Below are 17,210 nucleotides of genomic sequence, written 5' to 3' on the forward strand. Positions count from 1 at the left end.
GACGGATGTCGACACAGAGCCGCCTCGCGCCTCTGCTCCTGTGCGGGACGTTCCTGGCGGGCGCAGGCGGTACGCCGCTCTTTGCTCAGGCGACAGGTACGCCGCCCCCGCCGGCCCCGACACTCCCCAGCGCTACGGCGCCTGCGCCGACCAGCGCCGTGGCGGCCGCACAACCGATCCGCTCGATCACGGTCGAGGGAGCGCAGCGTCTGGAGCCGGACACGGTCCTCTCCTACACCAAGCTGCGCCAGGGCGGCACCTACACACGCGAGACGCTCGACGAGGCCCTGCGCGAGCTCTACGCGAGCGAGCTCTTCTCGGACGTGCAGATCCGCGACAAGGATGGTGCGCTGACCATCCAGGTGGTCGAGAATCCGGTGATCAACCGCATCGTGCTTGAGGGCAACAAGCGCCTCAAGGACGACAAGATCCTGCCCGAGATCAAGATGGCGCCGCGCCAGATCTATACGCGCTCGAAGGTGCGCGCCGACGTCGCCCGCATCATCGAGCTGTATCGCCGGCAGGGCCGCTTCGCCGCCGTGGTCGATCCCAAGCTGGTCAAGCTCGATCAGAACCGCGTCGACATCGTCTACGAGATTTCGGAAGGGCCAAAGTCCAAGGTCCGCCAGATCAACATCATCGGCAACACGGTGTTTTCCGATGGGCGCCTGCGCGGCGAAATGGCGACCAAGCAATCGCGCTTCTTCCGCCTCTTCTCCTCGGGCACGACGTACGATCCCGATCGCATGGCCTATGACCAGCAGAAGGTCCGCCAGTTCTACCTGACCCAGGGCTATGCTGATTTCCGCGTCGTCTCCGCGGTGGCCGAGCTGACGTCCAACAAGCAGGACTTCATCATCACCTATGTGGTGGAAGAGGGCGAGCGCTACAAATTCGGCGACGTCACCGTGAAGAGCGACATTCGCGACCTCTCCTCCGAGGGGCTCACGCGCTCGCTGCGCATGAAGAAGGGCGACTGGTACAACGCCAAGAATGTCGAGGATACGGTCGAGCAGCTCAACCAGACTGCCGGCCTGTTCGGCTATGCTTTTGCCGACGTCCAGCCCGAGTTCGATCGCGACAAGGAAAAGCGGACCATGTCCCTGACCTTCCGCATCGCCAACGCGCCGCGCGTCTATGTCGAGCGGATCGACATCAACGGCAATACGCTGACCCAGGACAAAGTCGTGCGTCGCGAGTTCCGCCTGCATGAGGGCGACGCGTTCAACACCTTCGCCGTCAAGCGCTCGCAGGACCGCATCAACTCGCTCGGCTTCTTCCAGGAGAAGCTCGAAGTCGAGCAGAAGCCGGGTTCGGCACCGGACCGCATCATCCTTGAGACCAATGTCGAGGAAAAGGCGACGGGCGAACTGCAGCTCTCGGCCGGCTTCTCCTCGCTCGAGCGTTTCATCCTTGCCGCCTCGGTGACCCAGCGCAATTTCCGCGGCATGGGCCAGGAGCTGCGCACGTCGGTCAATTATTCGACCTATTCCAAGTCCGTGAACGTGGGCTTCACCGAGCCCTATTTCCTCGACAAGAATATCGCGCTCGGCGGTGACATCTTCCGTCAGGATCTGAACAGCTTCAACTATACCACCGGCAACGACCGCAACACGATCTACAGCCAGATCCGCACCGGCTTCCAGATCCGCGCCGGCATCCCGGTGACGGAATATCTCTCGCTGCTGGTCCGCTACGGCCTGTCCTACGATCAGGTCTCGGTCGATCAGGCCACTTATTACAGTGACCGCGTCACGCCCAACCTGTTCCGGTGCGATCCGCTGCTCGCCAGCCAGTATCTCTGCGACGCGATCGGCGACCGCGCGACTTCAACCATCGGCTACACGCTGTCCTTCGATTCGCGCGACAACCGCATCCGCCCGACGCGTGGTCACAGCATCAGCTTCACGCAGGATTTCGCGGGGCTCGGCGGCAGTGTCCGTTATCTGCGCAATCGCCTCTCGGCCGACAAATACTGGCCGCTGGGCGGCGGCTTCATCTTCTCGCTCAAGGGCGAGGCGGGCTATATCAAGTCCTTCGAGAAGAGCAGCAGCGCGAGCAGCGATCCGGTCCGCCTAACCGATCGTTTCTTCCTCGGCGAACCGCAGCTGCGCGGTTTCGACATTCGCGGCGTTGGCCCGCGCATCGTACGCAAGCCTTATCTTTATGACGCGAGCGGCAATCCGACCGGCGTCAATGAGGATCGCAGCACCTGGTCTGACGACAGCCTCGGTGGCCGGGCTTATTATCTCGCCCATGCCGAGATCGAGATTCCGCTGGGCTCGGGCGCGCGCGATCTTGGTTTGCGTCCGTCGGTCTTCGTGGACGCGGGTGCCGTGTTCGGTGTCCGCGCGCCGACCTATGCCAATGGCGGCCTGATCGATCTGCCCAATGGCTTCACCTTCCCGGCCTATGATTCGGCTGGCCTGCGCCAATGCATCAACTCGACCGACAGCACGCTTTCGTCGATCCCGAACGGCGCGACCTGCCCGACCGGGACGACCCTTTATGGAACCACGATTCCGGGGTTCAAGGAATTCTATCTTGGTGACACGCCCAAGCCCCGCGTTTCGGTCGGCTTCGGCGTCAACTGGAACTCCCCCTTCGGCCCGTTCCGGATCGACATCGCCAAGGCGCTCATCACCGCGCCCGGCGACGACACAAAGCTCGTAACATTCAACATAGGGACTCAATTCTGATGCGTAATTCGATTCTTTCCGCCGTTGCATTAGCGACGGTCTCGGCCGTGGCGCTGGGCGTCGCTGCTCCGGCCACGGCGCAGGTCAAGCAGGCGATCGCCGTCGTCAATGTCCAGGCAGCGATCGGCCAGTCGGCCGCCGCCCAGACTGCCAGCCAGCAGATGCAGGTGACCTACAAGACCACGATCGATGCGTTCAACGCGCGTCAGTCGGCCCTGCAGACCGAGCTCAAGCAGAAGAACGACGCTCTCCAGGCGGCGATCACGGCGGCTGGCCAGACCCCGCCGCCTGCCAAGCAGACCGAGTTGCAGACGCAATATACCGCGCTTCAGCGCCGCGCGCAGGAAGCGCAGAACGAGCTGCAGCAGGTCGGTGCGCCGCTCGAGTTGGCCCGCGCCTATGTCGTGGAGCAGATCGGCGCCAAGCTGAGCGATGCGATGAAGAACGTCATGACCAAGAACAAGATCGACCTTCTGCTGAAGGACGAGGCGACCGAGGCCTATGTGCCCGGCGCGGACGTCACCAACCTGCTCGTTCAGGAACTGAACGCGCTGGTGCCGTCGGTTGGCATCGTGCCCCCGCAGGGCTGGCGTCCGGGTGGCCAAGGTCAGCAGCCGGCTGCGCCTGCCGCTGCGGCACCGGCCACGCCTGCGCCGGCAGCACCTGCCGCCACGCCGCCTGCCCGTCGTCCTCAGGGCCGGTAACAGGTCGTGACGGCAGAGCAGGAGACACTCGGCGGGCTTGATATCCGCCGGATCATGGCGGCGCTGCCGCATCGTTATCCGTTTCTGCTGGTGGATCGCGTGGTCTCGATGGTGCCCAGCACCTCGATCCACGCGATCAAGGCCGTGTCGATGAACGAGCCTTTCTTTCAGGGCCATTTCCCGGGTCGCCCGATCATGCCCGGCGTCCTCATCGTTGAGGCGCTGGCGCAGGCGGCGGGCATTCTCGCCGTCGAATCGATGGGCCTCGCCGGCAGTGGTAAGCTTGTCTATTTCATGGGGATCGAGGGCGCGAAGTTCCGCGCGCCGGTCGAGCCGGGTCATATTCTCGATCTCAATGTCGAGTTCACCCAGCTGCGCGGCTCGGTCTGCAAATTCTCGGGCAAGGCATCGATCGCCGGCAAGCTTTGCGCCGAGGCGCATTGCGTCGCCATGATCGCCGACCCGCCCAAGGACTGATTCCCTCAAAGCTCCACCCTTCCCGGAGAAGGGTGGCAGCCATGCACCCGGCCGTCGCAGCCCGCTTGTCGTCGATAGGGAAGGGGCAGCGAATCCCTTGCCTTTCCGGGCTTCCCGCGCTAAGGGCCGCCCTTCCCATCAGCCCCGGACCGGTCGGAAACCGGTCATCCATGGAGCAGACACATGAAAAAAGACGCGCATCCCGATTATCACTTCATCACCGTCCAGCTGACTGACGGCTCGAGCTTCCAGACCCGCTCGACCTACGGCAAGGAAGGCGACACGCTCGCGCTCGACATCGATCCGAGCTCGCACCCGGCCTGGACCGGCGGCAATCAGCGCCTGCTCGATTCCGGTGGCCGCGTCGCCCAGTTCAACAAGCGCTTCGGCGGTCTCACCCTCAAGAAGGGCTGATCGACACCGATCGCGCCGGGCCAATCGCCTGGCGCGCGTCGGCGCTTGTTACGACAAGAAAAAAGGGCCCCGGTTTCCCGAGGCCCTTTTCTTTTGTGCTTGTCCGGTCAGGCGAACCTGACGGCCACCTTGCGACGACGCATGGCGGCACCAGCAAGCGCAAAGCCTCCGATCATCATGGCCCAGGTGGCCGGCTCGGGCACGCCGCTCGGCGGCGGGGGCGGGGAAGCACCCGGAGAGAAAGCCGCGCCGCCATAGGTGAAGTAGGAGTCGTAATTGTCATAGCCCGACAGCAGCAGCTGGAACTCGCTGTTCGCCGTGATGGAGAACGGGCCGGACGTGCTCGACACGTCGATGTTGCCGAAGCTGTAGCCGGACGCCCCCAGCGCGTTGAAGAGCGCTGCGTTGGCTATCACGCCGTCGACCATCAGCGAGCCAAGGTCGCTCGTCTTGATGACGATGCTGATATAGTCCGTCGGGAAAGCCGCGTTGCCCGAGGGTGTCGCGAACACATAGGATTTCAGCCACTGGTCGGAACCGGGCACCAGCGTCATGGCCGGGTCGGTGTTGAAGCCGGCTTCGCCCTGGCCGATCAGATACTGGGTGACCAGAACCTTGGACGACGCATCGACGACACTGCCGCTGGCATCCACGCGGCCTTCATAATAGTCGCCGGTGTTCAGCGTCGCGACGACGACGCCATTCACCTTGACCTGCGTATTGTCGGCGGTCGCGACCACGCGGAACGCGTCGCCGTTCGCGCCCGTCCGCGGCGTGCGGGCGAGCAGATACTGGGTCGACAGCGAATCGATCGACGGCATCTGCTCGTTGATGAAGTCGCATGCACCGACACCGGTCGGCACATTGGTGCACTGATTGCCCGAAAAGACCGCGATCGGCGCCGATGACGTGATCTTGCTACCGGTCAGCTGCGTCGAGGCGGAATACATGTAGGTCTGGCCGGCATTCAGCGTGACGTCGAACGCCGCGGCGCCCTTCGGGGCAAAATGCACCACCGTGTTGTCAACCGTTGCCTGCACGGACATCTGATCAGGGTAGATGTTCTGATAGCCTGCGATGACATAGTTGGTGCCGAGCTTCGACCCGTCGATGACGTAGCTCATATCCGTCGTGTAAGGCTGACGGCTCAGGAAATAGGCGCTGAGGTTCGTCCCGGACGAGATCTTATAGCCGTAGTCCTGAACGATCCCGGATGAGAGCTCGGTCGACAGCGGAATATCCACGACTGCGAAGCCGGCGGCGCCGAGATCGAAGGCCTGGTTGAAGCCGGCCGCGCTGGTGACGCTACCGGTCGAATTGGCCGCACCGAAAATGAAGGCCTGGCGCACACCGGCGCCGGAGTAATTGGTATTCATTTGAAAAAAGAGATTGTTGGCGCTGGCGCCGGTCGTCAGACCAGCCATCATCGTCGCCGCTAACAGCAAACGCTTCATGGAACTCTCCCACACTATAACCCAAAGCGACGCCGCAGGCGTCCCTTCTCCAAGGGCTGTCCGAGGATTTCTCCCCAATCGATGTGAAATGGGCGCACCAAAGGGTTGGTAGACGGCTACCCTTCGTCAACAAGCCTGGCACGAATCCCACTTCGTCGTAAGCGCCAGCACAAGACGACCGCCAAAGCGGATATCAAGGTCAGCGCCTCCGAAACGGATCATAATGTAAAATTAACTATATTGCGAGCACTGTCATGATTTTTCATGCGACCCATAAGGAACAGATAAAAAAGGGAAATATCTGAGATCCGGTCAATCGGCAGCAACCCGACTTTGGACCCGAACGTATTCCCGGGACGACGAGTCGTTCACCAAAGCGCCCTGGGCCGGGAGACGCGACGACTGGTGCCATGATCCGCTGCGAATTTCGATCCGGCACCGCGACGATCACACCAACAAGAGAGGCCCCGGAACCGTGGTCCCGGGGCCTCTTGTCTTCTCGCTTCGGCCGAAGCGCTGAGCCTAGCCCAGATCTTCCGTGGTGAAGTCCTCGCCCTGCACAGCGCCGAGCGGATCGTCGCCGATCGCTGCCTCGGGGCCTTCGCGCAGCTCGGCCGCATGCTCCTCGGCCGCGGTCTGCGGTGCGACGAGATGCACCTCGTTGGCAACGCGCATGGCCGCCCGCAGCGCCGCGTCGCGGCTGTTCGCGGCGATGCGCATGCGGTTCATCGAGGAGCCGGTGCCCGCCGGGATCAGACGCCCGACGATCACATTCTCCTTGAGACCGACGAGCGTGTCCTTCTTGCCCTGGACGGCCGCCTCGGTGAGGACGCGGGTTGTCTCCTGGAAGGAGGCCGCCGAGATGAAGCTGCGGGTCTGCAGGCTCGCCTTGGTGATGCCGAGCAGCACCGGCTTGCCTTCCGCAAGCTTGGCTCCGGGCGCCATCTTGTCGTTGATCTCGTCCATCTCGTCGCGATCGACCTGTTCACCAGCGAGCAGCGTGGTGTCGCCGCCATCGGTGATCTCGACCTTCTGCAGCATCTGGCGAACGATCGTCTCGATGTGCTTGTCGTTGATCTTCACACCCTGCAGTCGATAGACCTCCTGGATTTCCGACACGAGATATTCGGCAAGCGGCTCGATGCCGAGCACTTCCAGAATGTCGTGCGGATCCGGGGAACCGCCGATCAGGTTGTCGCCACGCTTGACATAGTCGCCTTCCTGAACGTCGATCACCTTGCTCTTGGGAATAAGATACTCGACCGGCTCGCCGCCATCCTCGGGGAGGATCGCGATCTTGCGCTTGGCCTTGTAGTCCTTGAGGAACTGCACGCGGCCGGAAACGCGCGCGATGATCGCATTGTCCTTGGGCTTGCGGGCCTCGAAGAGCTCGGCGACACGCGGCAGACCGCCGGTGATGTCGCGGGTCTTCGCGGCTTCGCGCGAGACGCGGGCCAGCACGTCGCCGGCCTGCACCTGCGCGCCATCCTCGACCGAGAGCATCGCGCCCACAGCCAGGAGGTAACGCCCAGCCTCGCCGGACGCATCGTCGAGAAGGGTCAGGCGGGGACGCAGATCGTCCTTGGATCGCGACGGCGCGCGATATTCGGAGACGACCCGCTGGCTGATGCCGGTGGCTTCGTCGACCTGCTCGGTAAGCGTCTTGCCGTCGATCAAATCGACATATTTGACGATGCCCGGCTTCTCGGTGATCACCGGCTGCGTGAACGGGTCCCATTCGGCGATCCGGTCGCCCAGTTTCACCTTGGCGCCATCGGCGACGAGGATCGCCGCGCCATAAGGCAGGCGATGAACCGCGCGCTCGCGGCCCTCGGCATCGATGATCGCCAGTTCGCCGTTGCGGGCGAGGCTGAGGTTACGACCATTCTTGTCGCGGATCGTCGGCATGTCGCGCAGTTCGAGCGTACCGTCGGCGACGGCGTCGAGGTTCGACTGCTCGTTGAGCTGGGCGGCGCCGCCGATGTGGAAGGTCCGCATCGTCAGCTGCGTACCCGGCTCGCCGATCGACTGTGCCGCGATGACGCCGACGGCCTCGCCGATGTTCACCGGCGTACCACGCGCAAGATCACGCCCGTAGCACTTGGCGCAGACGCCCATCTTGGCTTCGCAGATCAGCGGAGAGCGGATCTTGATCGCCTGGATGCCGATCGCCTCGATCTTGGCGACCATCGCCTCGTCGAGCAGCTCGCCCTCGGGGATGACGATCGAGCCGTCCTTGCTGTCGATGATGTCCTCGGCCGTGGTGCGACCCAGCACGCGCTCGCCAAGCGAAGCGATGACCGTGCCGCCCTGGACGATGGCTTTCATCTCCAGCGCCTTGTCGGTGCCGCAATCGATCTCGACGATCGTGCAATCCTGCGACACGTCAACCAGACGGCGGGTCAGGTAACCCGAGTTCGCCGTCTTGAGCGCCGTGTCGGCCAGGCCCTTGCGGGCGCCGTGCGTCGAGTTGAAATATTCAAGGACGGTCAGGCCTTCCTTGAAGTTCGAGATGATCGGGGTCTCGATGATCTCGCCCGACGGCTTGGCCATCAGGCCGCGCATGCCGGCGAGCTGTTTCATCTGCGCCGGCGAACCGCGCGCACCCGAGTGGCTCATCATGTAGATCGAGTTGATCGGCTTCAGGCGACCCGTATCGGGGTCCTTCGGCATCGAGCGGATCTCGTCCATCATGGCGGCGGCAACGCGATCGCCGCAGCCCGACCAGGCGTCGATGACCTTGTTGTACTTTTCCTGCTGGGTGATCAGGCCGTCCTGATACTGCTGCTCATAGTCGGCCACCAGCGCCTTGGTTTCGTCGACCAGGGCCACCTTGCTGTCCGGGATGATCATGTCGTCCTTGCCGAACGAGATGCCGGCCTGGAAGGCGTGACGGAAGCCCAGCGCCATGATGGCGTCGGCGAACAGCACCGTGTCCTTCTGGCCGGTGTGGCGATAGACCTCGTCGATCACGTCGCCCACATCCTTCTTGGTGAGGAGGCGATTGACGGTCTCGAACGGCACCTTGTGGCTCATCGGCAGGCACTCGCCGATCAGCATGCGGCCCGGCGTCGTCTCGACCCGGCGCATGGACTCCACGCCATTCTCATCGACCTGCGGGATGCGGCTGATGATCTTGGAGTGCAGCGTCACACTCTTGTTGAACAAGGCCTGATGCACCTCGGCCATATCCGAGATCATCATGCCTTCGCCCGGCTCGCCGTCGCGCTCCATGGAAAGATAATAGATGCCCAGCACCATGTCTTGCGAGGGGACGATGATCGGCTTGCCGTTGGCGGGCGAGAGGATGTTGTTGGTCGACATCATCAGAACGCGCGATTCCAGCTGCGCCTCAAGGCTCAGCGGAACGTGCACGGCCATCTGGTCGCCGTCGAAGTCGGCGTTGAAGGCCGAGCAGACCAACGGGTGAAGCTGGATCGCCTTGCCTTCGATCAGCACCGGCTCGAACGCCTGGATGCCGAGGCGGTGAAGCGTCGGCGCGCGGTTGAGGAGAACCGGATGCTCACGGATGACCTCGTCCAGGATGTCCCAGACTTCCTTGCGCTCCTTCTCGACCCACTTCTTGGCCTGCTTGAGGGTCATCGAGAGACCCTTGGCATCGAGACGGGCGTAGATGAACGGCTTGAACAGCTCGAGCGCCATCTTCTTGGGAAGGCCGCACTGGTGCAGCTTGAGCTCCGGACCGGTCACGATCACGGAACGGCCCGAATAGTCGACGCGCTTGCCGAGCAGGTTCTGACGGAAGCGGCCCTGCTTGCCCTTGAGCATGTCGGACAGCGACTTGAGCGGACGCTTGTTGGCGCCGGTGATGACGCGGCCGCGACGGCCATTGTCGAACAGCGCGTCGACGGCCTCCTGCAGCATGCGCTTCTCGTTGCGCACGATGATGTCCGGTGCGCGCAGCTCCATCAGGCGCTTCAGGCGGTTGTTGCGGTTGATCACGCGGCGATACAGGTCGTTGAGGTCCGACGTCGCGAAGCGGCCGCCGTCCAGCGGCACCAGCGGGCGCAGCTCAGGCGGGATGACCGGGATCACGTCGAGGATCATCCACTCCGGGCGGTTGCCCGAATCGATGAAGCTCTCGACGACCTTCAGGCGCTTGATGATCTTCTTGGGCTTCAGCTCGGACTTGGTGACCGCGAGCTCTTCGAGCAGCGCTTCACGCTCGCCGACCAGATCGAGATCCTCGAGCATCTTCTTGACCGCCTCGGCGCCGATGCCGGCGGTGAAGGCGTCCTCGCCATATTCGTCCTGCGCGTCGAGCAGTTCATCCTCGTTGAGCAGCTGGTAGCGCTCAAGCGGGGTGAGGCCCGGCTCGGTAACGATGTAGCTCTCGAAGTAGAGCACGCGCTCGAGCTGCTTGAGCTGCATGTCGAGCAGCAGGCCGATGCGCGATGGCAGCGACTTCAGGAACCAGATGTGTGCGACCGGCGCGGCGAGCTCGATATGGCCCATGCGCTCGCGGCGGACTTTCGAGACAGTGACCTCGACGCCGCACTTCTCGCAGACAATGCCCTTGTACTTCATGCGCTTGTACTTGCCGCACAGGCACTCGTAATCCTTGATCGGACCGAAGATGCGCGCGCAGAACAGGCCGTCACGCTCGGGCTTGAACGTACGGTAGTTGATCGTCTCGGGCTTCTTGATCTCGCCGAAGGACCAGGACCGGATGCGCTCCGGAGAAGCGATGCCGATCTGGATCTGGTCGAACACGTCCGGCTTGGCGACCGGGTTGGCGAAGTTGGTCAGTTCGTTCATGGGATCAAACCCTTCCTCGTAAGCTTGTGTCACCCCTCCCTTTCAAGGGAGGGGAAGGGGGTGGGTGTCGCGCAGCGATCTGCAGCGTTGAACACCACCCCAACTCCTCCCTCGAAAGGGAGGAGCTTCCTTGATTACTCCGCCGCCTCGGGCAGCTCGCCCGCATTGCCGCTGTCGTCGGTGAGGTCTTCCAGGGCCGCCAGCTCGACATTGAGGCCGAGCGAGCGCATTTCCTTGACCAGCACGTTGAAGCTCTCGGGAATGCCGGCCTCGAACGTGTCGTCACCCTTGACGATCGCCTCATAGACCTTGGTGCGGCCGACCACGTCGTCGGACTTCACTGTTAGCATTTCCTGCAGCGTATAAGCCGCGCCGTAAGCCTGCAGCGCCCAGACCTCCATCTCACCGAAGCGCTGGCCGCCGAACTGCGCCTTGCCGCCCAGCGGCTGCTGGGTGACGAGCGAGTAGGGGCCGATCGAGCGGGCGTGGATCTTGTCGTCCACGAGGTGATGCAGCTTGAGCATGTAGATGATGCCCACCGTCACCTTGCGATCGAACATGTCGCCGGTACGTCCGTCGAACAGATCTGACTGTCCCGAGCGATCGAGACCGGCCAGTGCCAGCATGTCGGAGACGTCCTGCTCGCGGGCGCCGTCGAACACCGGTGTGGCGATCGGAACGCCGGTGACGAGGTTCGATGCCAGTTCGACGATCTGGTCCGCGCTGCGGGCCTCGATCTCAGCGGCATAATTCTCGCCATAGACGTTCAGTAGCCGTTCCTTGACCGCCTCGGGCATCTCGCCGCCCTTGGCGTTCGGATTGGCCTCGCGCCAGTCGCGCAGCGCAGACTTGATCTGCTGGCCGAGGCCGCGCGCGGCCCAGCCCAGATGCGTCTCGAAGATCTGCCCGACGTTCATGCGCGAAGGCACGCCCAGCGGGTTAAGCACGATGTCGACCGGTGTGCCGTCCGCGAGGAACGGCATATCTTCGACCGGCAGGATGCGGCTGATGACGCCCTTGTTGCCGTGACGGCCGGCCATCTTGTCGCCCGGTTGCAGCTTGCGCTTCACCGCGACGAACACCTTGACCATCTTGAGCACGCCCGGGGGCAGTTCGTCGCCGCGCTGCAGCTTCTCGACGCGGTCCTCGAACTTCTCGACGATCAGCTTCACGGCTTCGTCATACTGCGCCTTGACGGCCTCGAGGCCGGCCTGACGAGCATCGTCCGCAACCGCGAACTTCCACCACTCATGCTTCTCGACTTCGCCCAGCAGGGCCTCGTCAATATCGACGCCCTTCTTGATGCCCTTCGGCGCCGCCGTGGCAACTTGCCCAATCAGCATGTCGCGCAGGCGGTTGTAGGTGGCGCGGTTGAGAATGCCGCGCTCGTCCTCGCGGTCCTTGGCGAGGCGGTCGATTTCCTCCCGTTCGATCGCCATGGCGCGCTCGTCCTTGTCGATACCGTGACGGTTGAACACGCGCACCTCGACGACCGTGCCCGCCACGCCCGGCGGCAGACGCAGAGACGTGTCGCGCACGTCGCTGGCCTTTTCGCCGAAGATGGCGCGCAGCAGCTTCTCTTCCGGTGTCATCGGGCTCTCGCCCTTGGGCGTGATCTTGCCGACGAGGATGTCGCCGGGCTCAACTTCCGCGCCAATATAGACGATACCCGCCTCGTCGAGGTTGCGCAGGGCTTCCTCGCCAACGTTGGGGATGTCGCGGGTGATGTCCTCCGGCCCGAGCTTGGTATCGCGGGCCATGACCTCGAATTCTTCGATGTGGATCGAAGTGAAGACGTCGTCCTTCACGATCCGCTCGGAGATGAGGATGGAGTCCTCATAATTGTAGCCGTTCCAGGGCATGAACGCGACGAGGCTATTGCGGCCGAGCGCGAGCTCGCCGAGTTCGGTCGAAGGACCGTCGGCAATCACGTCGCCCGCGTTCACATGATCGCCCACCTTCACCAGCGGACGCTGGTTGATGCAGGTGTCCTGGTTCGAGCGCTGGAACTTCATCAGCGTGTAGATGTCGACGCCCGACTTGCCGGGCTCGACATCCTCGGTGGCCCGGATGACGATACGGGTCGCGTCGACCTGATCGACGATGCCCGAGCGCTTGGCCGCGATGGCGGCGCCGGAGTCACGCGCGACCGTCTCTTCCATGCCGGTGCCGACGAACGGCGCCTCGGCCTGAACGAGCGGCACGGCCTGACGCTGCATGTTCGATCCCATGAGCGCTCGGTTGGCGTCGTCGTTCTCCAGGAAGGGAATGAGCGAGGCGGCCACCGAAACGAGCTGCTTGGGGCTGACGTCCATCAGCGTGATGTGATCTTTCGGCGCCATCAGGAATTCGCCCGCTTCGCGCGAGGAGATCAGATCCTCGACGAAGTGACCATCGGCATCGACCTCGGCATTCGCCTGCGCGATCGTGTGCTTGGCCTCTTCCATGGCGGAGAGATAGACGACCTCGTTGGTGACCTTATGGTCGATGACCTTGCGGTAAGGCGTCTCGATGAAGCCGTACTTGTTGACGCGCGAGAAGCTGGCCAGCGAGTTGATCAGGCCGATGTTCGGGCCTTCCGGCGTCTCGATCGGGCAGATACGGCCATAATGGGTCGGGTGAACGTCGCGAACCTCGAAGCCGGCGCGCTCACGGGTCAGGCCGCCCGGGCCCAAGGCGGAGACGCGACGCTTGTGCGTGATCTCGGAGAGCGGATTGGTCTGGTCCATGAACTGCGAGAGCTGCGAGGAGCCGAAGAACTCGCGAACGGCAGCCACGGCGGGCTTGGCGTTGATGAGGTCGTTCGGCATCACGGTCGAGACGTCGACGCTGGACATGCGCTCCTTGACGGCGCGCTCCATGCGGAGAAGCCCGACGCGATACTGGTTCTCCAGCAGCTCACCCACCGAGCGGACGCGACGGTTGCCGAGATTGTCGATGTCGTCGATCTCGCCCTTGCCGTCCTTGAGGTTCACCAGCTCCTTGACGACCGCCAGGATGTCCTCGCGGCGCAGGGTGGTGATCGTGTCCTCGGCGTCGAGGCCGAGGCGCATGTTGAGCTTCACGCGGCCGACGGCCGAGAGATCGTAGCGCTCGCCATCGAAGAACAGGCCTTCGAACAGGGCTTCGGCGGTTTCGCGCGTCGGCGGTTCGCCGGGGCGCATGACGCGATAAATGTCGCTCAGCGCATGGTCGCGATCCTCGGCCTTGTCGACCTTGAGGGTGTTGCGGATCCACGGGCCGGTGTTGACATGGTCGATGTCGAGAAGGTCGAGCCGGTCGATGCCGGCCTCGTCCAGCTTGGCGAGGTTCTCGGGGCTGACTTCGTCGCCGGCCTCGATATAGATCGCGCCAGTCGCGTCGTTGACCAGGTCATAGGCGCTGTAGCGGCCAAAGACCTCCTCGGTCGGGATGAGCAGCTGCTCCAGGCCATCCTTGCCGGCCTTGAGAGCCGCGCGCGGGCTGATCTTCTGGCCGGCGGTGAACACGACTTCGCCCGATTTGGCGTCGATGATGTCGAACATCGGCTTCTGGCCGCGCCAGGCCTCGGTCACATAGGGGATCTGCCAGCCGTTCGGGCCGCGCACATAGGTGACCTTGTTGTAGAACTCGCCGAGAATGTCCTCGCTGTTCAGGCCAAGCGCATAGAGCAGCGCCGTGACCGGCAGCTTGCGCTTGCGGTCGATGCGGACGTTCACGATGTCCTTGGCGTCGAACTCGAAGTCGAGCCACGAGCCGCGATAGGGGATGACGCGCGCGGCGAAGAGATATTTGCCGGACGAGTGGGTCTTGCCGCGGTCATGATCGAACAGGACACCCGGCGAGCGGTGCATCTGGGACACGATGACGCGCTCGGTGCCGTTGATGACGAACGTGCCGTTCGGCGTCATGAGCGGCATGTCGCCCATATAGACGTCCTGCTCCTTGATATCGAGGACCGAGCGGGTCTCGGTGTCCTGATCCACTTCGAATACGATCAGGCGCAGCGTGACGCGCATCGGTGCCGCATAGGTGATGCCGCGCTGGCGGCATTCCTCGACGTCGTACTTGGGATCTTCCAGCTCGTAATGCACGAAGTCCAGCTCGGCCGTGCCGGCGAAGTCGCGGATCGGGAAGACGCTGCGCAGCGTCTTTTCAAGGCCGGACACATAGCCGATCGCCGGATTGGAGCGCAGGAACTGCTCGTAGCTCTCCCGCTGCACCTCGATGAGGTTCGGCATCTGCACGACTTCGTGGATGTTGCCGAACACCTTGCGGATGCGCTTCTTGGCGCTTTCGCCGGCCGTCTGCGGGGGGAGAGCTTTGGTTGCCATGTGGTTCCTGCCTGAATTTGGTCCCAAAAAAATTTCCGCATCGCAGCGAAGTTTCAGTCGGCGCGGCCGGAGCGTCACGCGATTCGCGAGCCCCAGCGACGCAAAAAAGTGCGGGCCGGGACTGTCCGATCCGCACTGCAGCGTCTGTTTAAGCCTGTCTTCGCCCCATATGTTGCGTGTCGTGCGCAATTCGACATGCTGGCCCGGGCGAGGGCAGGTGGATCGCTTCCGTCAAGCGGAATGATCCCGTTGAGAACGCGATATAGTCCCAAATAGGATCAATGCAAGAGGGACGCGTCCCCTCCCGCCCGCAGGGAGGGGAGAAGAGATCAAGGCATCTTCTTGTAGAACACGCCGCAGAGAATGCGTCCGCCGCTGTTGCCGGAGGGGTCCGTCTTCATGTCGTCCGCCTTCTCATGTACCACGAACGAGGATCCATCCGCGTCGAACAGCGTGTCGAAGCTCGAATGGACCATGAAGGTCGCCTCGGCTCCGCCGCTGGAGAAGGCCGTCAGCTCGGGCAGATCGCCCTGATGCGGTCCCATCGGGTTCTGCGTGCCGTGCTGTTTGCCATCCGGGTTGAGATGTCCGCCCGCTGAGGCGAAGTCGGGCAGGGTGCATTTGCCAACGGTGTGGATATGCATTCCGTGGTCGCCCGGGGTCAGCCCGCCCGTGACGACGATCTTGCCGTCGAGCATACCGTTGTTGGGCGTCAGCGTGACCTTGCCGCTTTGCTGGCCTTGGGTGTTGTAGAGGATCGCCTCGGCATAGGGCACCGGGGCCGGCACTGCGCCGAGCGGCGCCTTTTCCGCGCAGGCGGGCAAGGCGAGAGTGGGGACCAGGATGGCAGCGAGATGGAGCGGGGAACGGAAACGAGCCATGGGCACCTCATCATATTGGGCAGCTTTGTTCATTTGTGGGTACACGGAAAATCTCGTGAGTTGAACCGTCCGGCGGGCGACTTGTTCCCGATGGATGACGCCGCCGCCGCATTGCCCGCCTACAAGGCGGCGATGAGCCGTTCCATTGCCTGCGCGGCGCGGCTTGCGGCCGCCAGCAGATTGGCATGGAAATCGCCAGCGCTTTCATGATTGGCGTCGTCAGTCGTCGCCTTGATGCCGGCCCAGGGCAGCGCGACGCTGGTGGCATATTGCGCCACTGCTGCCGTCTCCATGTCGACCACGTCCGCCTCCAGCGCGGCCACGAGATGCGCGGCATAGGCGGCATCCTCGATGAAGGCGTCACCGCTGGTGATGCAGGCGTGGGGCAAGCGGGTCCCCGGATCGGCCATGGCCTCATACGGCTCGACATTGGCCGGTCCCATCGGCCAGGCGCCGGGCGGATAATGGACGAAGCTCTCCGCCTTGCGCGCGCCGTAATCATGCTGGACCGAGCGGGCGAGATAGAAGCAGTCGCCTTCGATGCTGCTGAGCTTGCCCGCCGTGCCGACCGTCATCAGCAGGTCCGCGCCATGAAGGCTGTGCAGCCGCGCCGCCGCCGTCGCGATGTTGACCTTGCCGATACCGGTTGCCGCCAGCAAGATGCTGTGGCCATGCGCTCTGATCCGGCGAACTCTCGGCCAGGCGTCATCCAGGGCCTTGCCCTTGCCCGGCATGAAGGCATCGGCTTCCTCGTCGAGCGCGGCGAGCAGGATGATCCGCATGCGCTCGCTCAATGGCCGGCGAAGACGAGCAGCGTGATCGGCTCGATTCCCGCCTCCGTCAGCCGCTGGGCACCGCCCAGGTCGGGCAGGTCGACGATGAACATCGCCTTGTCGACAATCGCGCCCTGTCCGCGCAGCAGCGCCGCGCCGGCCAGCGCCGTGCCGCCCGTTGCCAGCAGATCGTCGACCAGGAGCACGCGCTGGCCGGCCTTCACCGCGCCGAGATGCATCTCGATCCGGTCGGTCCCGTATTCCAGCGCATAATCGATGCCGACGGTTGCGCCGGGCAGCTTGCTCTTCTTGCGCAGCATCACCTTGCCCTTGCCGAGCGCATAGGAGAGGGCGGCCGCGACGATGAAGCCGCGCGCCTCGATCCCGGCGATGAGATCGACCTCTTCGGCCTCGATCATCGCGGCGAGCCGGTCGATCGTCGCACGGAAGCCGGCGCCGTCGAGCAGCAGGGTCGAGACGTCGCGAAACTGGATGCCGGGGATCGGGTAGTCGGGGATCGTCCGGATCAGCGCCTTGAGGTCGGCATTGCGAGCCGTGAGATCGGCGTCGGTCATCATCGGTTCCTTGCTTTGATCATGCGGATGGGGAGCCAGGATCGGGCGAAGCGAACGGCAGGTAGGATGTGCCGAGTGGTGAATATGTGACAAAACTTTACATGGGCGCTGCCATCCGACTAACGCTGTGTCAAAATGGGT

General features: G+C 63.5%; 9 protein-coding genes and 2 pseudogenes. 4 read left to right on the plus strand and 7 right to left on the minus strand.

Annotated features, from left to right (window positions below; translation table 11 throughout):
* Positions 1–5 precede the first annotated feature (5 nt).
* From bamA to rpmE, 4 genes are all read left to right on the plus strand, one after another.
* The gene (gene bamA, locus KK488_RS00075; RefSeq protein ID WP_214621107.1) at positions 6–2,699 is read left to right on the plus strand and encodes an outer membrane protein assembly factor BamA; all 2,694 of its coding nucleotides are present in this window, start codon (positions 6–8) and stop codon (positions 2,697–2,699) included.
* A complete protein-coding gene (locus KK488_RS00080) occupies positions 2,699–3,403 on the plus strand; it encodes an OmpH/Skp family outer membrane protein (RefSeq protein ID WP_214621108.1) in 705 nt (234 codons plus the stop codon). Before bamA ends, KK488_RS00080 begins: the two co-directional genes overlap by 1 nt.
* A gap of 6 nt (positions 3,404–3,409) precedes the next feature.
* Positions 3,410–3,880 (plus strand): 3-hydroxyacyl-ACP dehydratase FabZ, encoded by a 471-nt coding sequence (gene fabZ, locus KK488_RS00085; RefSeq protein WP_214621109.1) that lies wholly within the window; start codon positions 3,410–3,412, stop codon positions 3,878–3,880.
* A gap of 183 nt (positions 3,881–4,063) precedes the next feature.
* The gene (gene rpmE / locus KK488_RS00090) at positions 4,064–4,294 is read left to right on the plus strand and encodes a 50S ribosomal protein L31 (protein WP_214621110.1); all 231 of its coding nucleotides are present in this window, start codon (positions 4,064–4,066) and stop codon (positions 4,292–4,294) included.
* A 107-nt stretch (positions 4,295–4,401) separates the two neighbouring features.
* On the opposite strand, the pseudogene KK488_RS21740 reads toward rpmE, so the two are convergent.
* The 7 genes and pseudogenes from KK488_RS21740 to KK488_RS00120 form a co-directional block, all read right to left on the minus strand.
* Positions 4,402–4,506: pseudogene (locus KK488_RS21740) on the minus strand (PEPxxWA-CTERM sorting domain-containing protein); the annotation flags it as partial.
* 87 nt (positions 4,507–4,593) lie between these two features.
* Positions 4,594–5,748, minus strand: a pseudogene (locus tag KK488_RS00095) (IgGFc-binding protein); the annotation flags it as partial.
* A 522-nt stretch (positions 5,749–6,270) separates the two neighbouring features.
* Entirely contained in the window at positions 6,271–10,527 is a 4,257-nt protein-coding gene (rpoC, locus tag KK488_RS00100; protein ID WP_214621112.1) for a DNA-directed RNA polymerase subunit beta', read from the minus strand.
* Positions 10,528–10,661: 134 nt separating this feature from the next.
* Entirely contained in the window at positions 10,662–14,840 is a 4,179-nt protein-coding gene (gene rpoB, locus KK488_RS00105) for a DNA-directed RNA polymerase subunit beta (RefSeq protein ID WP_214621113.1), read from the minus strand.
* Between the two features lie 329 nt (positions 14,841–15,169).
* Entirely contained in the window at positions 15,170–15,721 is a 552-nt protein-coding gene (locus KK488_RS00110; RefSeq protein ID WP_214621114.1) for a superoxide dismutase family protein, read from the minus strand.
* 119 nt (positions 15,722–15,840) lie between these two features.
* On the minus strand, positions 15,841–16,515 hold the full coding sequence (locus KK488_RS00115) for a 5'-methylthioadenosine/S-adenosylhomocysteine nucleosidase family protein (RefSeq protein ID WP_214621115.1): 675 nt from the start codon (positions 16,513–16,515) through the stop codon (positions 15,841–15,843).
* Positions 16,512–17,069, minus strand: coding sequence for an adenine phosphoribosyltransferase (locus tag KK488_RS00120; RefSeq protein ID WP_214621116.1), 558 nt, complete (start codon positions 17,067–17,069; stop codon positions 16,512–16,514). Before KK488_RS00120 ends, KK488_RS00115 begins: the two co-directional genes overlap by 4 nt.
* Positions 17,070–17,210 lie beyond the last annotated feature (141 nt).

Origin of the sequence: Sphingobium nicotianae, from assembly GCF_018603885.1 — a bacterium.
GTDB lineage: Bacteria > Pseudomonadota > Alphaproteobacteria > Sphingomonadales > Sphingomonadaceae > Sphingobium > Sphingobium nicotianae.

Bases quoted from the DNA above. Each gene is read 5' to 3' on its own strand.
- bamA (WP_214621107.1), top strand. From the start codon at position 6: ATGTCGACACAGAGCCGCCTCGCGCCTCTGCTCCTGTGCGGGACGTTC.
- KK488_RS00080 (WP_214621108.1), top strand. From the start codon at position 2,699: ATGCGTAATTCGATTCTTTCCGCCGTTGCATTAGCGACGGTCTCGGCC.
- rpmE (WP_214621110.1), top strand. From the start codon at position 4,064: ATGAAAAAAGACGCGCATCCCGATTATCACTTCATCACCGTCCAGCTG.
- rpoC (WP_214621112.1), bottom strand. From the start codon at position 10,527: ATGAACGAACTGACCAACTTCGCCAACCCGGTCGCCAAGCCGGACGTG.
- rpoB (WP_214621113.1), bottom strand. From the start codon at position 14,840: ATGGCAACCAAAGCTCTCCCCCCGCAGACGGCCGGCGAAAGCGCCAAG.
- KK488_RS00110 (WP_214621114.1), bottom strand. From the start codon at position 15,721: ATGGCTCGTTTCCGTTCCCCGCTCCATCTCGCTGCCATCCTGGTCCCC.
- KK488_RS00120 (WP_214621116.1), bottom strand. From the start codon at position 17,069: ATGACCGACGCCGATCTCACGGCTCGCAATGCCGACCTCAAGGCGCTG.